The following is a 17,358-nucleotide window of genomic DNA, read 5'->3' on the forward strand; positions in this document are numbered from 1 at the left end:
CGCACCCCCCAGCAGATCCGGCCTGCCCCGAAAAAGCCCGCGGCGCGGGAAGTCGATCCGTCCGACTTCCCGCGCCGCGGGCTTTCGCGCAGGCTCCTCAGCGCGAGGCGCGCAGCTGCGGCAGCTCGATCAGCTCGGTCTCGTCCTCCGGCGTCAGGTCCACCACGGTCGGCTCACCCTGCTCCGGCTCCTCGGCCGCGTCCGACGACGGCGTGGGCCGCGAGGGCTGTCCGGACCGCGCGGGCCGCGCGCCGTCCGGCACGGCCGACTCCGCCGCCTGCGCCTCGGCCTTCGCCTTCGCGGCGACCGCCTCGTCGCCCACCACGTCCGCCAGGTCCGCACGGTCCCCCAGCTCGGCGATGCTGCCCACCGCCGGCGCCGGAGCGGCCGCCCGTACCGCCGCACCCGAGGTGCGGCCGAAGAAGCTGAAGCCCTGCCCGCGCGCCTGCCCGGACTGCGCCGGGCGCGTCCGCTGCCGCTCGGCCGGGGCCGGCGCCACGGCCGGAACGCTCTGCGTCCCGCCGAGCTGACCGACCGTCGCGGTCAGCGCCGGGCGCAGCGCGGCGGGCTGCACCGGCTTCGGCTGCGCCGGGGCCTGGCCCGCCGGCGCCTGCGCGGGAGTGGGCACCGAGGGCGCGACCGGGGCCGGCACGGACACCGGCTTGGGCGCCGGCGCGGCCGGGGCGGCCGTGCCGCTCAGCGCCTGCGTCGCGGGCGCCCGCAGCGCGACCTCCGCGCCCGCCGGCACCTCGCCCAGCGTCCGGGGGGCCCGCTGCGCCTCCTGCTCCGCCGCCCGCCGCGCCAGCAGCCGCAGCACGGCCGCCGCGCGGACGAACGCGGCCGGGCTGGCCGGGTACTTCGGACGGCTCGCGGCGAGCGCCCGCTGGGCCGCCTCCGCCTCCTTGAGGGCCTGCTCGGCCACCGTCACGGCCCGCTCCCGCAGCAGCCGGGCGATCTCGGTCTCGGCCTTCGCCAGCCGCGACTTCTCCGCCGTCAGCCGCCGCCCGAACCGGGTGGCCCGCTCCTCGGCGACCTCGGCCGCGTACTCGGCCTCGGCCAACTGCTCCTCGAAGCGCTCCTCGGCGCGCATCCGCTGCGCGGCGGACACCTCGGCGGCCGCCCGGGCCGCCTTGTCCCGCTGGCGCAGCAGCAGCGCGAAGCCGAGCACCGCGATCAGCGCCGCGACGCCCACCGAGCGCACCAGGATGGTGTCCTGACTGAAAAGCAGAGCGGCCAGTGCGGCGACCAGCAGTACGCCGGCGGCGGTGGGGGGAAAGATCCGGCCGAGGACGGAGGAATGACGGTGGCGTCCGCGAGACATGCCAAGAAACTAGCGTGCGAATTGGGGGCGTGTCAGCCCAGGGTCCCGTTCCGCCCTTGACATGGTGTCATTTTTACCGCACGTGCCCGGCTTTTCACTCAAGATCACTAAAAAGGGCCTGCTCAGCGACGTCCCGGCGTCGGCAGGTCGATGCCCCGCCGACGACCCGCCGATGACCGGCTTCCGATCCCGCGGACGTCTCAGCGGTGCGAGGCCGCCGGCCCGCTCGGGTCGTCGTGGTTCTCCGGCAGCTTGCACACGTGCTGGAGCCAGAGCGCCGCCGCGATCACCGCGGCCCCCGCCAGTACCGCGAGCCCGGCGGTGACGGCCTGGTCCTTGCGGGCCGACACGTCCAGCTCGCCGAGCAGGTAGATCCCGGCCCCGGCGTAGATCCCGGTGACCACCGAGGAGACCAGCGCGCTGGCCTGCCCCAGCACCACCGCGCGGGCCGCCAGCAGCGGGTCGACCCGCTTCGCACCGGGCAGCCGCTCGCGCACCGCCTTCAGCCGGGACCGCAGCGAGATCGTGGTCGCCAGCAGGATCACCGCCACCGCCGCCAGTACCGCCGGCGCCGCGGCCGGCACGGCCGGCAGCGTGTCCAGGGAAGCCCACAGCTTGGAACCGGCCCAGGACAGCGCCGTCGTCGCGGCGGTGATGCCGATCAGCAGGCGGAGGCGAAGCAGCTTCACGCGGAGGAGGTCCTTCCCGGGGTACCAGAGCCCGCCGGCCGGCCGGTGGCCCGGCACGGCGACGCCAGGCCACCGTACCGGGCCGGGCCGGGCGGACATCTACTCGTACGGCCGGGCCCCCCGGCCGAGTTCCCCGGCCCGCCGGCCGACCGGTGGCGGGCGCGTCTCTCGTGGGGCTACTCCGGCAGGGTCAGCCGGATGTCGTCGCGGCGCTTCACGCCCTGCGCGTCCGGACCGCCGAGCGCCGCCAGCAGCGCGGCGACCTGCCCGTGCCCGGGCACCTCGGCCTCCGGCTGGGCGTCTAGCCACGGGGCGAGCACGAAGGCCCGCTCGTGCGAGCGCGGGTGCGGCAGCACCAGCTGCGGGTCGTCGCTGACGACGCCCTCGTAGGCCAGGATGTCGACGTCCAGGGTGCGCGGACCCCAGCGGACCTCGCGGACCCGCCCGAAGGCATCCTCGATCGCGTTGCCGCGCTCCAGCAGGTCCCGCGGGGGCAGTGAGGTACGCAGCACGACGACCGCGTTGTAGTAGTTGGGCTGCTCGTCCGGGCCGCCGACGGCCTCGGTCTCGTAGACCGCCGAGACGGCCTTGATCCTCAGCCCGGGGGTGTCGGCGAGCGCGTCGACGGCACCCTGCAGGGTGTCCAGCCGGTTGCCCAGGTTGCTGCCGAGCGCGATCACCGCGCAGCGCTGGCTGTGCAGCGTGGTGTCGGCGGAGTCCACCCGGCTCTCCAGGTCGAACGCGTTCGGCTCGGCGATCGGGTCACTGCTGTTCATCGAAGAAATCCCTCTGCATCGGAAACCAGGCGCGCGGTGGGGGTCATGCGCGGCCCCGGTGGATGGTCACGGTCACGTCGTCGAACGGCACGGTGATCGGGGCGTCCGGCTTGTGCACGGTGACCTCGACCTCCTCGACCGCGTCGTGCTTCAGGCACTGGTCGGCGATGCGCTGGGCCAGGGTCTCGATCAGGTCGACCGGTTCCCCGGCGATGATCGCGGTGACCTCCTCGGCCACGATGCCGTAGTGCGCCGTGCGGGTGAGGTCGTCTCCGGACGCGGCGGGGCGGGTGTCCAGGTACAGCACGAGATCGACCACGAAGGTCTGGCCCTCGACGCGCTCGCGCTCGAAGACGCCGTGGTGGCCCCGGGCTCGCAGCCCCCGCAGGGTGACGCGGTCCAGCAAACGAATCACTGCTCCCAGTCGGACGGGCCCCGCCCGGAGAAAGGCATGGACGGGCAGGGCGACGGCGGGCAGCACACCCGCCACTCCGTTTCGAATCTACCCGCGAGCGCGGACAACGTCTGACCGTCCTACCCGGCACGAACCGTCGCCACGCGCACCGATCCGGCGATTGACGTGAACGTTCGGTGACCACTCGGAAATTCCCCGGCGACGGTCCGGCGCCGATTTTCCGCGACCGTGGAAATCAGTCCTCGTCGTCCTCGTCACCGCTGGTCAGAACAGGTGAACCATGATGCGACCAGAGCTTCCACCCGGCCGGGGTGCGACGGAACAGATTGCTGGAGACGACCTTTCCGCCGACCAGCGGCCCGAGTTCCCCCTCCTCCTCCGCCTCGCCGCCGGAGAGGATGTTCTCGGTGCACGTGACAAGGGCCACATCTCCGTGGACCTCGGCCTCGACATCGGTCAGGAAGAACTGGATGTACTCCGTGTTCATCATGATCAGCATGTACGAGCGGGTCACCTGCGCCCGCCCGCGCAGCACCGGCCAGCCGGGGTGCACGCACACCACGCCACCCTTGTCGTCGGCGTACTCCGGGCCCAGCCAGGCCTCCTCGACCGCCTCGACGTCCCCCCGCTCCAGCGCCTCGTAGAACCCCCGGTTCGCCGCGAGCACCGCTTCCAGGTCCACCTCGTGGGCCTTTCCGGCCGCCGCGCCGCTCAACCTGCCGTCACCTGTCACAGACCCTCCCTCACCCCAGCCGCGCCGCGCGCTGCCAGGCCGCGACCACGCGGACGGCGTCCGCCGTACCGGACACGTCGTGCACCCGTACCGCCCAGGCACCGGCCTGGGCCGACAGCACCGAGACCGCCGCGGTCGCGTCGTCCCGCTCGCGGGCCGGGCGCAGCTCCCCGGTTTCCGGGTCGGCGAGCAGCGTACCCAGGAACCGCTTGCGCGAAGCGGCGACGAGCACGGGACGGCCGAGCGCGGTGAGCGCGTCCAGTCGGCCGAGCAGCGCCCAGTTGTGCCCGGGGGTCTTGGCGAAGCCGAGCCCCGGGTCGAGGATCAGCTGGTCCTCCTTGACCCCGGCGGCCAGCAGGGCGTCCATCCGGTCGGTCAGCTCGGCGACCACGTCGGTGACCACGTCGTCGTAGACGGCCAGCTGGTCCATGTCGGCGGACTGCCCGCGCCAGTGCATCACCACGAAGGGCGCGCCGGTCTCGGCGACCACCCGGGCCATCGCCGGGTCGGCGAGCCCGCCGGAGACGTCGTTGACGATCGCGGCGCCGGCCTCCACGGCCCGCTCGGCGACCGAGGCCCGCATGGTGTCGACGGACACCACCATCCCGGCGGCGGCGAGTTCGCGCACCACCGGCAGCACCCGGCGCAGCTCCTCCTCCTCGGGCACCCGCTGCGAGCCGGGCCGGGTGGACTCGCCGCCGACGTCCACCAGGTCCGCGCCGCGGGCGCGCAGGGCCAGCCCGTGCGCGATCGCCTTGGCGGGGTCGAACCAGAGCCCGCCGTCCGAGAAGGAGTCGGGCGTGACGTTGACCACGCCCATCACCGCGCAGCGGTCGAGCCGCGGCAGTCCAGCCGGCAGGGAGAAGGACGGCGAATCGTTCATGCTGCCCATTATCGACCGGAGCACTATCGAACGGGGCCCCCGCCGAGCGTTCTCGGCAGGGGCCCCGGACGGTGTCGAGGAGCCTCAGGCGGCCTCGGTGGCCTCACGGGTCGACGGGACGGGCATCAGGCCCTCCCGCTGGCGCTTGCGGCCGAAGCGCGGCATGCCCAGGGTGATGAAGGCCTCCGCCTGCATCGCGGCGAAGCCGATCCGCGGCAGATCCCGGGTGCTCGGGAAGACCAGGAAGCGCGGCTCCCACTCGGGCTGGAACTTGGCGTTGAACTTGTACAGCGACTCGATCTGGAACCAGCGGGACAGGAAGACCAGCAGTCCGCGCCAGGCGCGCAGCACCGGGCCGGCGCCGATCCGCTCGCCGCGGGCCAGCGCCGAGCGGAACATCGCGAAGTTGAGCGACACCCGGCGGATGCCCATGGCGCCCACGGCCTGCAGGGCGGCGACGATCAGCAGCTCGTTCAGGCCCGGGTCGGCGGCGCGGTCGCGGCGCATCAGCTCCAGCGAGATGCCGTCCGGCCCCCAGGGCACGAAGTGCAGCACGGCCTTCAGGTCGTCGCCGCTCTCGCCCTCCTCCGGGGCCTTGTGGGCGGTGACCACGACGCAGTCGTCGTCCAGCGGGTCGCCGAAGCGGCCCAGGGCCATCGAGAAGCCGCGCTCGGTGTCGGTCCCGCGCCAGCGGGCGGCGGCATCGGCGATCCGGTACTTCTCGTCCGCGGCGAGCTCGGAGACCCGGCGCACCTTGCAGGAGTAGCCGTTGCGCTCGATCCGCTTGACCATCTGGCGCACGTTGCGCATGGCGCGGCCGGCCAGCGAGAAGGTCGAGGTGTCGACGATCGCCTCGTCGCCCAGCTCCAGCGCGTCCAGACCCGCCTCACGGGTCCAGACCTCGCCGCCGACCTCGCTGCAGCCCATCACGGCCGGCACCCAGGCGTGCTCGCGGGCCTCGGCCATGAACACCTTGATCGCGCCCGGCCAGGCCTCGACGTCGCCGACCGGGTCGCCGGAGGCCAGCATCACGCCGGAGACCACCCGGTAGGAGATCGCGGCCTTGCCGGTGGGCGAGAACAGCACGCTCTTGTCGCGGCGCAGCGCGAAGTAGCCGAGCGAGTCGCGCTCACCGTGCCGCTTGAGCAGCTCGCGGACCTTGTCCTCGTCCTCGGCGGTGAGCTCCGGCTTCGGCTTGCCGGGGCGCAGCGCCAGGTAGGCGGTGGTGAAGGCGGTCAGCAGGCCGAGCCCGCCGAGCAGGTAGGCCACCAGGTCGGACATCCGCTCGTTGGTGTAGCGGACCGGGCCCTCGAAGCCGAACAGTCCGTACCCGACGTGCTGCAGCCGCTCCATGATCGCCGGGTGCCCGACCTCGTACCGGGTGCGGGTGCTCACGATCAGCAGGCCGAGCAGCACGCTGAGGGCGCCCATCACGACCAGGTTGACCACCGCGCCCCAGCGGGTGCGCGGGTCGGCCTTGGCGTAGAACTCGCGCTGGTGCACCAGCATCACGGCGAGGACCACCAGCGAGACGACCGCCGGGCCGATCTGGTGCCAGCGGACGATGTGCAGCGCGGCGCTGACCGGCAGCAGCACGCAGACCGCGCGCCAGGCCCGCCGCTTGCGACGGCGCAGCGCGTGCGCCAGCGGCACCAGCAGGATGCCGACCATCAGCGTGCCGACCGCGGCCAGGCTGGTGGTGCCGCCCGGCAGCTGCCCGGCGAAGGTGTGCATCTTGGTGTGCCGGAGCTTGGGGAACACCGCGCTGGCGATGTCCATCAGCCCGATCAGCAGACAGGCGTAGCCGACCGCTCCCGGGAGCCAGGCCCTCGGGACGGCGGCCGCCTGGTTGCGCAGCGTCTGCAGACCGCGCCGACGGGGCGGCGACGGCTGCTCGGGGCTCGGCTCAACGGACACGGGAACACTCATGGAAGCTCAGCGTAGAGGCTGCGGGGCGGTGTCCGGTCACTCCGGGGGAGCACGTGTGATGGACCTTCATGCCTATTCCTTCATCAGGCCATGCGCATACCAAGGATCCGGAAACGGTAGGTAAACCGGTGCCGTGGGTGCGCTGCGGTTGAGCCGGGGGTGGGAGCCTAGGGCCCGCCGCCGTGAGGCGGGCCCGGGCCCTCCGGCACGCGTTACGTACCGGTGGACGCCGCATTCTAGGGCGCCGGTTGCCCCCAGTCTCCCCCGCCCTCCCGGGCATCCGGTCGGCCTAGCAGCGGTGGCCCGGTCTGACGGGCCGCCAGACGATGAAGCCTGCACCGACAGCGCCCCACCGGAAGGCCGACGGCATGGAACTGACCAGCGACGCACTGGTGAACTCGCTGCTCGCCCTCGGCGTCGCGACCCTCCTCACCACGCTGTGGATCTGGCCCCGGCTGGCCCGGCAGCGCCCGTTGCCGGTGCTCGGCCGGATCGGCCTGCTGACCGTCGTTCAGATGTCGATCGTGGCAGTGCTGGCGCTGTCGGTGAACAACTCCTTCGGCTTCTACACCTCCTGGAACGACCTGCTCGACCCCGGCAGCGCCAAGCACGCGCTGACCAGCAACGAGAACCACAAGGGCGGCACCCCGGTCTCCGAGCAACTGATCCAGCCGACCGGCGAGGGCGGCCTGGAGACCATCGGCAACCTGCCCAAGGGCACGCCCGAGGAGGTCGGCAAGATCGAGTCGGTCCGGGTCAGCGGCAAGGAGACCGGCTTCGCCGACCAGATGTTCGTCTACCTGCCGCCCGCGTACTTCGACCCGAAGTTCGCCCTGGTCCGCTTCCCGGCCGTGGTGGCCATCGCCGGCTACCCGGGCACCACCCTGAACCTGATGAAGGAGCTGCCGCTGCTGCAGACCGCGATCGAGCTGCAGCACTCCGGCAAGATGCCGCCGGCCGTCCTGGTGCTGGCCCGCCCGGCGGTCGTCCCGTCCCGGGACACCGAGTGCGTGGACGTCCCCGGCGGGCCCCGCACCGAGACCTGGTTCGTCAAGGACCTGCCCGAGGCGCTGCACAGCACCTACCGGCTCGGGCGCTCGGCCGGGTCCTGGGGCCTGATCGGCTACTCCACCGGCGGCAGCTGCGCGATGCGCCTGTCGATGCGCTTCCCGAACGTCTACGGCAACGCGGCCGGCCTGCACGGCGACGTCTCGGTGCGCCAGGACCAGTACACCGGCGGCGACCTCTTCAACGGCGACAAGGCGCTGACGCAGCAGCACGACCTCGGCTGGCGGCTGCAGAACCTCCCGGCCCCGCCGCTCAACCTGCTGGTGGTCTCCACCCGCAAGGAGTCGGACTACCCGCTGACCGCCCAGTTCGTCGACCAGGCCACCCGGGTCGCCGCGGCCAATCCCCAGTTCAAGGTCGAGTCGCTCTTCCTGGAGGACGGCGGCCACAACTTCGACAGCTGGACCAGGGAGCTGCCCGCCTCGCTCGAATGGCTGGGCTCGCACCTGGGGTGACCGGCGCCGGCGCGTGTGAGTGACTACCCGCCGGTCGGCCCGGCCGGCCGGCGGCCCGGGGGAACGCATCGCGGCCGCCCGTCCGACTTCCCACGGGCACCGCCCCGGATCCGCGCAGGAGGCGCCGTGCTGAGCACCCGCTCGCTCTTCAACGAGATCTACCGGAACGACCAGGCCTACCTGTACGACCGCGCCTTCGGCTGGCGCCGGATGGTCACCCTGCGGATGTCCGAGCGCCGCAACGCGCTGGGCACCCCGGCTCCGCCGCACGCGGAGCACGAGGTGCCCTGAGTCGTCCGTCTGCCGGCCGCTGCCGGCCGCTGCCGCTACCGGCCGATGATGAGGCTCATCGCCTCGGCCCGGGTGGCCGGGTCGCGCAGCTGGCCGCGCACGCAGGAGGTGATGGTCTTGGCGCCGGGCTTGCGGATGCCGCGCATCGACATGCACATGTGCTCGCACTCGACCACGACGATCGCCCCGCGCGGCTCCAGGATCCGCATCAGCGCGTCGGCCACCTGGCTGGTCAGCCGCTCCTGCACCTGCGGGCGGCGGGCGTAGACGTCGACCAGCCGGGCCAGCTTGGACAGGCCGGTGATCTTGCCGCTGGTGGACGGGATGTACCCGACATGCGCGACCCCGCGGAACGGCACCAGGTGGTGCTCGCAGACCGAGGTCAGCTCGATGTCCTTGACCAGCACCATCTCGTCGTGGCCGAGGTCGAAGGTGGTGGTCAGGACCTCCTCCGGCTCCTGCCACAGACCCGCGAATATCTCCTTGTAGGCCCGCGCCACCCGGGCCGGGGTCTCCAGCAGGCCCTCTCGGTCCGGGTCCTCTCCCACGGCGAGCAGCAGCTCGCGGATGGCGTTCTCGGCCCGCTTCTGGTCGAAGGTCCCGACGGCGGGCGGACCGTCGAGCGTCACCGGGTCGATCATGCGGGCCTCGCTTACTTGTGGGAAGACTCTGGCTGAACAGCACGGATGCCGCGCCTCCAGGGTACAAACCCCGGTGACGCGGCATCCATTCCGTACGGGCGCCCTGCTCAGCTCTCGGTCGGCGGCTCGGCGGCCGGCATCGGCGGGAGCTTCACGATGTCCACCGGAGCGGTGTCGACGACGGCGGCGGCGCCGTTGGTGAGCGCCAGCTCCTTCGGCGACTGCACCGGCGGCCGGGTGGACGGCGTACGACGGGTGGAGCCCGTCCAGGCCGGCCGGGCCGGGCGCTTGACCACGGGGGCGAAGATCTCGGCGATCTGCTCCTTGTTCAGGGTCTCCTTCTCCAGGAGCTCCAGAACCAGGTTGTCGAGCACGTCGCGGTTCTCGACCAGGATCTCCCAGGCCTCGTTGTGCGCGCTCTCGATGAGCTTCTTGACCTCCTCGTCGACCAGCGCGGCGACCTCTTCCGAGTAGTCGCGCTGGTGGCCCATCTCACGGCCCAGGAACGGCTCCGAGTTGTCGCTGCCGAACTTGATCGCACCCAGGCGCTCGGTCATGCCGTACTGGGTGACCATGGCCCGCGCGGTGGCGGTGGCCTTCTCGATGTCGTTCGAGGCGCCGGTGGTCGGGTCGTGGAAGACCAGCTCCTCCGCCGCGCGCCCACCCAGCATGTAGGCCAGCTGGTCGAGCATCTCGTTGCGGGTGGTGGAGTACTTGTCCTCGTCCGGCAGCACCATGGTGTAGCCGAGGGCCCGGCCGCGGGACAGGATGGTGATCTTGTGCACCGGGTCGCTGTACTGGCAGGCCGCCGCGACCAGGGCGTGACCGCCCTCGTGGTACGCGGTGATCTTCTTCTCCTTGTCGGACATGATCCGCGTGCGCTTCTGCGGACCGGCCACGACGCGGTCGATCGCCTCGTCCAGGATGCCGTTGTCGATCAGCTTCTTGTCCGAGCGGGCGGTCAGCAGCGCGGCCTCGTTGAGCACGTTCGAGAGGTCGGCGCCGGTGAAGCCGGGGGTGCGCTTGGCGACGGCCGACAGGTCGACGTCGGGCGCGATCGGCTTGCCCTTCTGGTGCACCTTGAGGATGTCCAGGCGGCCCTGGAGGTCGGGGCGCTCCACCGCGATCTGGCGGTCGAAGCGGCCCGGGCGCAGCAGCGCCGGGTCCAGGATGTCGGGGCGGTTGGTCGCGGCGATCAGGATCACGCCGCCCTTGACGTCGAAGCCGTCCATCTCGACCAGCAACTGGTTGAGGGTCTGCTCGCGCTCGTCGTGGCCGCCGCCGAGGCCCGCGCCGCGGTGCCGGCCGACGGCGTCGATCTCGTCGACGAAGACGATCGCCGGGGCGTTCGCCTTGGCCTGCTCGAACAGGTCGCGGACCCGGCTGGCACCGACACCGACGAACATCTCGACGAAGTCCGAGCCGGAGATGGAGTAGAACGGCACCCCGGCCTCGCCCGCGACGGCACGCGCCAGCAGGGTCTTACCGGTACCGGGCGGGCCGTAGAGCAGCACGCCCTTGGGGATCTTGGCGCCGACGGCCTGGAACTTGGCCGGCTCCTGCAGGAACTCCTTGATCTCGTGGAGCTCCTCGACCGCCTCGTCGGTACCGGCGACGTCGGCGAAGGTGGTCTTCGGGGTGTCCTTGGTGAGCAGCTTGGCCTTGGACTTGCCGAACTGCATGACGCGGGAGCCGCCGCCCTGCATCTGGTTCATCAGGAACAGGAAGACCAGGACGATGATCACGATCGGCAGCATCGACAGCAGCAGGCTGACGAAGGTGCTCTGCTTCTCCGGGCTGACGGTGTAGCCCTCGGCGAGTGTGTTCGGGTCCTTGTCGTTGATCTGGGCCTGCAGCTTGTCGGCGATCGCGACACCCTGGTCGCCGATGTACGAGGCCTGGAACTTGCTGCCGGACGGGGCCTTGCCCGTGCCGGCGGGGGACAGCGTGGCGCCGTCCTTCAGCTGGATCTTGATCGTGTTCGAGTCACCGGTGGTGATCTGCGCGGACTTGACATTGTGCGCGTCGATCGCCGCGACGACCTGACCGGTGTCCACCGTCTTGTAGCCGTTCGAGTCCGAAACGACCTGCATCAGTACGATGACGGCGAGGACGGCCAGCACGATCCACATGATCGGCGCACGGAAGTATCGCTTAACGTCCATCCATGCGGGGCGTTGCCGCCCCGTCCCTCCTGCCACTCAACGGCGCCGGGAGGCTGTGAGCCGCGGCGCATCCGGTCTGTGCTCATGTGAAGAGCGGTTTATTGGACCGTACCGCAGTCGGACCCGCCCGTGGCGGGAGCGCAGCGACACGGCTGTCGTTCCTTGTCCCCCCGGTCCTAACGGGCGGGAACAACCTACTGTTCCCGCCCGTCGCCCGAACGGGGCCTCAGCCGCCGTAGACGTGCGGGGCGAGGGTCCCGATGAAGGGGAGGTTACGCAGCTTCTCCGCGTAGTCCAGGCCGTAGCCGACCACGAACTCGTTCGGGATGTCGAAACCGACGTACTTCACGTCGATCTCGACCTTGGCGGCGTCCGGCTTGCGCAGCAGGGTGCAGACCTCCAGCGAGGCCGGGCCGCGCGAGCCCAGGTTGCCCAGCAGCCAGGACAGCGTCAGACCGGAGTCGATGATGTCCTCGACGATCAGGACGTCACGGCCGGCGATGTCGGTGTCCAGGTCCTTCAGGATGCGCACCACGCCCGAGGACTTGGTGCCCATGCCGTACGAGGAGACCGCCATCCAGTCCATGGTCACCTGCGAGTGCAGAACCCGGGCCAGGTCGGCCATGACCATCACGGCCCCCTTGAGGACGCCGACGATCAGCAGGTCCTTGCCTGCGTAGTCCCGGTCGATCCGCTCGGCCAGCTCCAGGAGCTTGGCGTCGATCTCGTCCTTGCTGATGAGCACCTTCGCGAGGTCAGCGCCCATGTCGTTCTGGTCCACCGGGGATACGTCCTCAAACGTTCGGGGTCTGTGTGGCCGGCGGCCGGCTCCCCCGGGACATGCCTCGCCCTCAGTCGCCCTGCCGCCGAAAGACCAGCGTGCCACACCTGCGGGTGGCCTCGACGCCCCCGGGTAGGTGCAGCGGCCCCTGACCCCGCCATCCGGTGACCAGCTGGTCCACCGCCTCCAGGTGCCGCGCGAACAGGTCCCCGGCCGGACAGCCCGCGCGGAGCGCGGCCCGGCGCAGCACCCGACGCCGTACGGCGGGCGGCAGTTCGGCCAGTTTCACGGCGTCCAGGGCGCCTTCGCCCGTACGGAGGTCGCGTTCGGCCAGAGCGGCCCACTGGTCGAGGGCGTCGGCGTCGTCGCGGAACAGCCGGGCGGTGCGGGCCAGCGCCTCCACCACTCCGCCGCCCAGGTGCTTCTCCAGCACCGGCAGCACCTCGTGGCGGACCCGGGAGCGGGTGTAGGCGGGATCACAGTTGTGCGGGTCGTCCCAGACCGGGATCGCCTGGGCGGAGCAGGCCTGTCGGGTGGCCGCGCGGTCCAGCTCCAGCAGCGGACGGCGGTAGCGGCCCTTCTGGGCCGGCATCCCGGCCAGCGAGCGGGCGCCCGAACCGCGGGCCAGGCCCAGCAGGACGGTCTCGGCCTGGTCGTCCCGGGTGTGACCGAGCAGCACGGCGATCGCGCCGAGCCGCTCGGCGGCCTCGTCCAGGGCGGCGTAGCGGGCGTCCCGGGCGGCGGCCTCGGGGCCGCCGGAGCGGCCGACCCGCACCGGGACCGCCTCGACCGGGTCCAGGCCCAGCGAGCTCAGCCGCTCGGCGACCTGGGCGGCACGGTCGCCGGAGCCCGGCTGCAGGCCGTGGTCGACGGTGACGGCGCCGACCCGCAGACCGATCTTGGGGGCCTCGAAGGCGGCGGCGATGGCCAGCGCCATCGAGTCCGCGCCGCCGCTGACCGCGACCAGGACCAGCGGCGAACCGGGGGCGGCCGGGGTGCGGGGCAGCCCGGAGGGGTGGCGCGCGGCGTTGCCGATCAGGGTGGTGCCGACGGCGGCACCGACCAGCGGCACCCCGGCCGGGCGCTCGCGGGGCTCGCGCACGGGCGCGGTGAAGGTGGTACCGGCCTCGGCGGCGAGGTCGGTGAGCGTACGGCGAACGGCCAGGCGTATCGCGGCTACGGCGGGGTGAGGGCCCACGGCGGACGACTCCTCGGCGGAGGGGACAGGACTGCGGCGGGAGCGGCGGGGACCGCGCACCGACATGAGCGCCGCGTTACCGGGCGCTCACAGATGGTGGCAGAAAGGAGCGACCCGCTACGCCACCCGCGCCACCGGTACGACCACCGTCCCACGTACGGGTGAATGGAGAAACGTATCTTCACCCGCGATCTGCCCGATTGGACCACTCGTACGAGCGGGTTTGACCGCCACCGACCGGCGGCGGTCCCAGCTTGTCGGACTTCTCAGCCCCCCAGGTCCTCTCGGCCCTCCAGGTCCGCTCGGCCCTCAGCGCTCCCAGCGCTCCCAGCGCCCTCAGCGCGCGACCCGGGCGACCCAGGCGGCCGGGTCGTGGATCTCGTCCTTGGTCGGCAGGGTGTTCGGGGAGGTCCACACCCGGTTGAACCCCTCCATGCCGACCTGCTCCACCACCGCGCGGACGAACACCGCACCGTCCTGGTACTGGCGCAGCTTGGCGTCCATGCCGAGCAGCCGACGCAGCATCAGGTCGAGCCGGTTCGCCCCGCGGTCACGGCGCTGCTGGAACTTCTCCCGGATCTCCGCGACGGTCGGCACCACGGCCGGGCCGACGCCGTCCATCACCACGTCGGCGTGGCCCTCCAGCAGCGACATCACCGCCGTCAGCCGGCCCAGGATCTCCCGCTGCGCGGGCGACTGGACGATCTCCAGCAGGTTCGCCGAGGAGGAGCTCTCCCGACCCTCCCGGCCGCCCGCCCCCGGCAGGCCGCCGCCCAGCGAACCCGCCGCGTCCCGCAGCCGGTCCAGCAGCGCGCCCGGGTCGACGTCCGTCTCGGCCAGGAAGGACTGCACCTCGGACTGGATGTGGTCGCGCAGCCACGGCACCGCGGTGAACTGCGTCCGGTGCGTCTCCTCGTGCAGGCAGACCCAGAGCCGGAAGTCGGACGGGTCGACGTCCAGCTCGCGCTCGACGTGCACGATGTTCGGCGCCACCAGCAGCAGCCGGCCCGGACCGGGGCCCTCCGGGCCCAGCCGCGGCTTGTCGAACAGCGCCGCCGGACTGTCCGGCGTCTCCAGCGAGGGCTCCGCCGGGGCGAAGGTCTCGTACTGGCCCAGCACCTTGGTGGCCAGGAACGCCAGCAGCGCCCCGACCTCGATCCCGGTGGCCTTCTCCCCCACCGCACCGAACACGCCCGCCGCCGCGCTGTTCGCCCGGCGCGCCTGCAGCTTCTCCACCAGCGGCTGGACGACCGTCCGGAAACCCGCCACGTTCGCCCGCACCCACCCCGGGCGGTCCACCACCAGCACCGGGGTCGCGGCGGCCGCGGTCAGACTGCTCGACCGCATCCCGGTGAACGCCCGCACGTGCTCCTCGGCCTCCAGGGCGTGCCGGCGCAGCTCGGCGACCACCGCCGCCGCCTCCGCCCGGCTCACCTCCGGCCCCGGCCGCACCAGCCTGGTCGCGGTTGCGACCGCGAGATTCCAGTCGACCATGTCAGCCCCGCCACTCGCGCTCGTCATGCCCTCACCGTACGTGCTCCCCACCACCAACGGCAGCCACCCGCCCCGAACATCCGCCCGGCCCGACCGGGAGCCGCGACGGCCGGACGGAGGCACCGGTTCACGGGCTCGGCCGGCGGGCGAATCCGCCCGCCCCGCAGCCACCCTGCCCGCCCCCACACCCGCCCGAACCCGGCCACCGGCCACCGGAGCCACCCGCGTCGGAGGTCGCCGCCGTCGAACCCGCAGCGGCGGCGGTGGCAGCCCCGCCCTCCCCCACCGCGGAGCGATCAGTGGCAGCCGCAGGCGGCGAGGTGGGCGGCGATGCGGTCCATGGCGGCGCGCGCGGTGTCGGCGGGGGCGGAGGTGCGGGTCATCACGGCGAAGACGAGGAGGCGGCCGTCGGCGTCGACGACGGTGCCGGCCAGAGTGTTGACGTTGCGGAGGGTGCCGGTCTTGGCGCGGATCAGACCGGCCGCGTCGGCGGCGCCGGAGCCGGAGCCGTAGCGCTTGTCGAGGGTGCCGGTGAAGCCGGCGACCGGGAGGCCGGTGAGGACCGGGCGCAGGGCGGGGTGCTGCTCGGAGGCGGCCAGGGCCAGGAGCCGGACCAGCACCGCCGGCGGTATCCCGTTGCCCGTGTCCAGGCCGCTGCCGTCGTTGAGGACCACGCCGGTCATCGGCACCCCGAGCTTGGCGAGCTCCTGGGTGACGGCGGTCGCCGCACCCTCGAAGCTGGCCGGCTGGTGGGCGGCCAGGGCGACCTGACGGGCGATCGCCTCGGCGAGCTGGTTGTCCGAGGTGGTCAGCAGGCGCTCGACCAGCCGGGCCACGGTCGGCGAGTCGACCTTGCCGAGGACGGCGGCGTCGGCGGCGGCCGGGGCGGCGGCCGGCTTGGCCTTGCCCTCGACGGTGACGCCCTGGGCGGCGAGCAGCTTGGCGAAGGCCTCGGCGGCCGCGCCGGCCGGATCGGCGACCCGGTCCGGGGCCTCCTCCCTGCTCTTGGGGTCGACCTTGGCCTCGTCCACCATCAGCGGGACGACCAGCGCGAGGTTCTGGTTGTCGGGCTTCTTGTCCTGCGGGTTGACCGCGTACATGGACAGGTCGTAGTCCAGCTTGACCGTGGTGGTGCCGGCCGCCTTGAGCGCGGCGGCGGTCTGCCGGGCGAGCGCCTCCAGCGAGGCGGGGGCGGTGTCGGCGTTGGCGGGCTGGCCGCCGATCTGCACCTGGTCGACGGGCAGCGCGGTGAGCGTCGGGTCCCCGCCGCCGACCAGGGTGACGGTGCCCGGGTCCGCGCCGCGGACCACCCGGGTGGTGAGCCGGGTGTCACCGGGAATCAGCGACAGGGCCGCGACCGTGGTGGCCAGCTTGGTGGTGGAGGCTGGGGTGGCCGCGGTGTTCTCTCCGGAGCCGTACAGGAGTTGACCACCGGCGGCGTCCGCGACGGCGATCGTCACGGTGCCCAGGTTCTTGTCCGCGAGGGCGGGGGCGAGCGCCTGCTGCAGGCCCTGGGCGGTGGGGACGGCGGCCTCCGGGCCGTTCTCCGCGGTGGCCAGGACGGCGCCCGTCGCGGGCACCGGGTGGGCGAGCGGCGAACCGCTGCCACCGGGCGTGGCGGCGGGCGGTTCAGCCCGACGGCTGGGGCCGGCGCTCGGACTCTCTCCCGTACGGGGCTTGCCCTTCCCGTGGTCGCCCTGCTTGCCGCCCTGGTCGCCCTGGCTGCCCTGGTCGCCCTGGTCGCCCTGGTCGCCCTGGGTGTTGTCGTCCTCGCCCTGCCCGGCGCTGTGCCTGCCGGGGGTCGGGGACGGTTGCGCATACGCACCGCCCGCGGTCAGGACGGTTCCGGCGACCAGCAGGGCCGCTCCGAACAATCCCGCGGCCGTCCCCCTGCGGCGGCGCGCCGCCCCTCCCCCAGCTCCCACCGACCGGCCCCTTTCCTGAGCACTCACTCCCGTAGGAGACACTTGGATTCTGTCAGTCCCTACCTTGGAGGAACCGTTGGAGTTCGACGTCCTTATCGAAATCCCGAAGGGCTCTCGTAACAAGTACGAGGTCGACCACGAGACCGGCCGTCTGCGGCTCGACCGGATGCTCTTCACCTCGACCCGCTACCCGGCCGACTACGGCTACGTCGAGGGCACGCTCGGCGAGGACGGCGACCCGCTGGACGCCCTGGTCATCCTGGACGAGCCGACCTTCCCGGGCTGCCTGATCAAGTGCCGCGCCATCGGCATGTTCCAGATGACCGACGAGGCCGGCGGCGACGACAAGCTGCTCTGCGTCCCGGCGACGGACCCCCGCTGGGAGCACCTGCGCGACATCCACCACGTGTCGGAGTTCGACCGCCTGGAGATCCAGCACTTCTTCGAGGTCTACAAGGACCTGGAGCCGGGCAAGTCCGTCGAGGGCGCCAACTGGGTCGGCCGCGCCGAGGCCGAGGCCGAGGTCACCGCTTCGATCAAGCGTCTCGCGGAGCAGGGCGGTCACTGAACCGTCGTTCCGATCCCGCTCGACCA

16 protein-coding genes are annotated in these 17,358 nt (G+C 72.5%); 3 read left to right on the top strand and 13 right to left on the bottom strand.

What is annotated here, in order from left to right:
• Positions 1 to 97 precede the first annotated feature (97 nt).
• The 7 genes from ACIRYZ_RS16650 to ACIRYZ_RS16680 form a co-directional block, all read right to left on the bottom strand.
• Positions 98 to 1,321, bottom strand: coding sequence for a hypothetical protein (locus ACIRYZ_RS16650; protein WP_402944533.1), 1,224 nt, complete (start codon positions 1,319 to 1,321; stop codon positions 98 to 100).
• 200 nt (positions 1,322 to 1,521) lie between these two features.
• Positions 1,522 to 2,010, bottom strand: a complete 489-nt coding sequence (locus tag ACIRYZ_RS16655) for a DUF3180 domain-containing protein (protein ID WP_387624792.1) — start codon at positions 2,008 to 2,010, stop codon at positions 1,522 to 1,524.
• Between the two features lie 176 nt (positions 2,011 to 2,186).
• Positions 2,187 to 2,786: a 2-amino-4-hydroxy-6-hydroxymethyldihydropteridine diphosphokinase gene (gene folK, locus ACIRYZ_RS16660; RefSeq protein WP_380613211.1), complete on the bottom strand. Its 600-nt coding sequence runs from the start codon at positions 2,784 to 2,786 to the stop codon at positions 2,187 to 2,189.
• A gap of 43 nt (positions 2,787 to 2,829) precedes the next feature.
• Positions 2,830 to 3,189 (bottom strand): dihydroneopterin aldolase, encoded by a 360-nt coding sequence (folB, locus tag ACIRYZ_RS16665; protein ID WP_030288941.1) that lies wholly within the window; start codon positions 3,187 to 3,189, stop codon positions 2,830 to 2,832.
• A 247-nt stretch (positions 3,190 to 3,436) separates the two neighbouring features.
• Positions 3,437 to 3,934 carry a nuclear transport factor 2 family protein gene (locus tag ACIRYZ_RS16670; protein WP_387624798.1) on the bottom strand — a complete coding sequence of 166 codons (498 nt, stop codon included), beginning with the start codon at positions 3,932 to 3,934 and terminating at the stop codon, positions 3,437 to 3,439.
• 10 nt (positions 3,935 to 3,944) lie between these two features.
• On the bottom strand, positions 3,945 to 4,826 hold the full coding sequence (gene folP, locus ACIRYZ_RS16675) for a dihydropteroate synthase (protein WP_393031788.1): 882 nt from the start codon (positions 4,824 to 4,826) through the stop codon (positions 3,945 to 3,947).
• 75 nt (positions 4,827 to 4,901) lie between these two features.
• Positions 4,902 to 6,746, bottom strand: a complete 1,845-nt coding sequence (locus ACIRYZ_RS16680) for a phosphatidylglycerol lysyltransferase domain-containing protein (RefSeq protein ID WP_402944536.1) — start codon at positions 6,744 to 6,746, stop codon at positions 4,902 to 4,904.
• 368 nt (positions 6,747 to 7,114) lie between these two features.
• On the opposite strand from ACIRYZ_RS16680, the gene ACIRYZ_RS16685 reads away from it, so the two are divergent.
• A complete protein-coding gene (locus ACIRYZ_RS16685; RefSeq protein WP_402944539.1) occupies positions 7,115 to 8,269 on the top strand; it encodes an alpha/beta hydrolase in 1,155 nt (384 codons plus the stop codon).
• Between the two features lie 126 nt (positions 8,270 to 8,395).
• Positions 8,396 to 8,560, top strand: coding sequence for a hypothetical protein (locus ACIRYZ_RS16690; RefSeq protein ID WP_402944540.1), 165 nt, complete (start codon positions 8,396 to 8,398; stop codon positions 8,558 to 8,560).
• 35 nt (positions 8,561 to 8,595) lie between these two features.
• On the opposite strand, the gene folE is transcribed toward ACIRYZ_RS16690, so the two are convergent.
• The 6 genes from folE to dacB form a co-directional block, all read right to left on the bottom strand.
• Positions 8,596 to 9,201, bottom strand: a complete 606-nt coding sequence (gene folE, locus ACIRYZ_RS16695) for a GTP cyclohydrolase I FolE (protein ID WP_329883966.1) — start codon at positions 9,199 to 9,201, stop codon at positions 8,596 to 8,598.
• A gap of 107 nt (positions 9,202 to 9,308) precedes the next feature.
• Positions 9,309 to 11,366, bottom strand: coding sequence for an ATP-dependent zinc metalloprotease FtsH (ftsH, locus tag ACIRYZ_RS16700; RefSeq protein ID WP_402944543.1), 2,058 nt, complete (start codon positions 11,364 to 11,366; stop codon positions 9,309 to 9,311).
• 226 nt (positions 11,367 to 11,592) lie between these two features.
• The gene (hpt, locus tag ACIRYZ_RS16705; RefSeq protein ID WP_393031772.1) at positions 11,593 to 12,147 is read right to left on the bottom strand and encodes a hypoxanthine phosphoribosyltransferase; all 555 of its coding nucleotides are present in this window, start codon (positions 12,145 to 12,147) and stop codon (positions 11,593 to 11,595) included.
• Positions 12,148 to 12,217: 70 nt separating this feature from the next.
• Positions 12,218 to 13,345, bottom strand: a complete 1,128-nt coding sequence (tilS, locus tag ACIRYZ_RS16710; protein WP_402944546.1) for a tRNA lysidine(34) synthetase TilS — start codon at positions 13,343 to 13,345, stop codon at positions 12,218 to 12,220.
• 336 nt (positions 13,346 to 13,681) lie between these two features.
• Positions 13,682 to 14,866 carry a zinc-dependent metalloprotease gene (locus ACIRYZ_RS16715; protein ID WP_393031766.1) on the bottom strand — a complete coding sequence of 395 codons (1,185 nt, stop codon included), beginning with the start codon at positions 14,864 to 14,866 and terminating at the stop codon, positions 13,682 to 13,684.
• A 269-nt stretch (positions 14,867 to 15,135) separates the two neighbouring features.
• Positions 15,136 to 16,713, bottom strand: a complete 1,578-nt coding sequence (gene dacB / locus ACIRYZ_RS16720; RefSeq protein WP_402944549.1) for a D-alanyl-D-alanine carboxypeptidase/D-alanyl-D-alanine-endopeptidase — start codon at positions 16,711 to 16,713, stop codon at positions 15,136 to 15,138.
• 127 nt (positions 16,714 to 16,840) lie between these two features.
• Here dacB and ACIRYZ_RS16725 point away from each other — a divergent pair, with 127 nt between their 5' ends.
• On the top strand, positions 16,841 to 17,332 hold the full coding sequence (locus ACIRYZ_RS16725) for an inorganic diphosphatase (RefSeq protein ID WP_030244505.1): 492 nt from the start codon (positions 16,841 to 16,843) through the stop codon (positions 17,330 to 17,332).
• Positions 17,333 to 17,358 lie beyond the last annotated feature (26 nt).

This window comes from Kitasatospora sp. NPDC101155 (assembly GCF_044768305.1).
Lineage (GTDB): Bacteria > Actinomycetota > Actinomycetes > Streptomycetales > Streptomycetaceae > Kitasatospora.

Bases quoted from the DNA above. Each gene is read 5' to 3' on its own strand.
- ACIRYZ_RS16715 (WP_393031766.1), bottom strand. From the start codon at position 14,866: ATGACGAGCGCGAGTGGCGGGGCTGACATGGTCGACTGGAATCTCGCG.
- ACIRYZ_RS16680 (WP_402944536.1), bottom strand. From the start codon at position 6,746: ATGAGTGTTCCCGTGTCCGTTGAGCCGAGCCCCGAGCAGCCGTCGCCG.
- ACIRYZ_RS16650 (WP_402944533.1), bottom strand. From the start codon at position 1,321: ATGTCTCGCGGACGCCACCGTCATTCCTCCGTCCTCGGCCGGATCTTT.
- folE (WP_329883966.1), bottom strand. From the start codon at position 9,201: ATGATCGACCCGGTGACGCTCGACGGTCCGCCCGCCGTCGGGACCTTC.
- ACIRYZ_RS16685 (WP_402944539.1), top strand. From the start codon at position 7,115: ATGGAACTGACCAGCGACGCACTGGTGAACTCGCTGCTCGCCCTCGGC.
- ftsH (WP_402944543.1), bottom strand. From the start codon at position 11,366: ATGGACGTTAAGCGATACTTCCGTGCGCCGATCATGTGGATCGTGCTG.
- folP (WP_393031788.1), bottom strand. From the start codon at position 4,826: ATGGGCAGCATGAACGATTCGCCGTCCTTCTCCCTGCCGGCTGGACTG.
- folK (WP_380613211.1), bottom strand. From the start codon at position 2,786: ATGAACAGCAGTGACCCGATCGCCGAGCCGAACGCGTTCGACCTGGAG.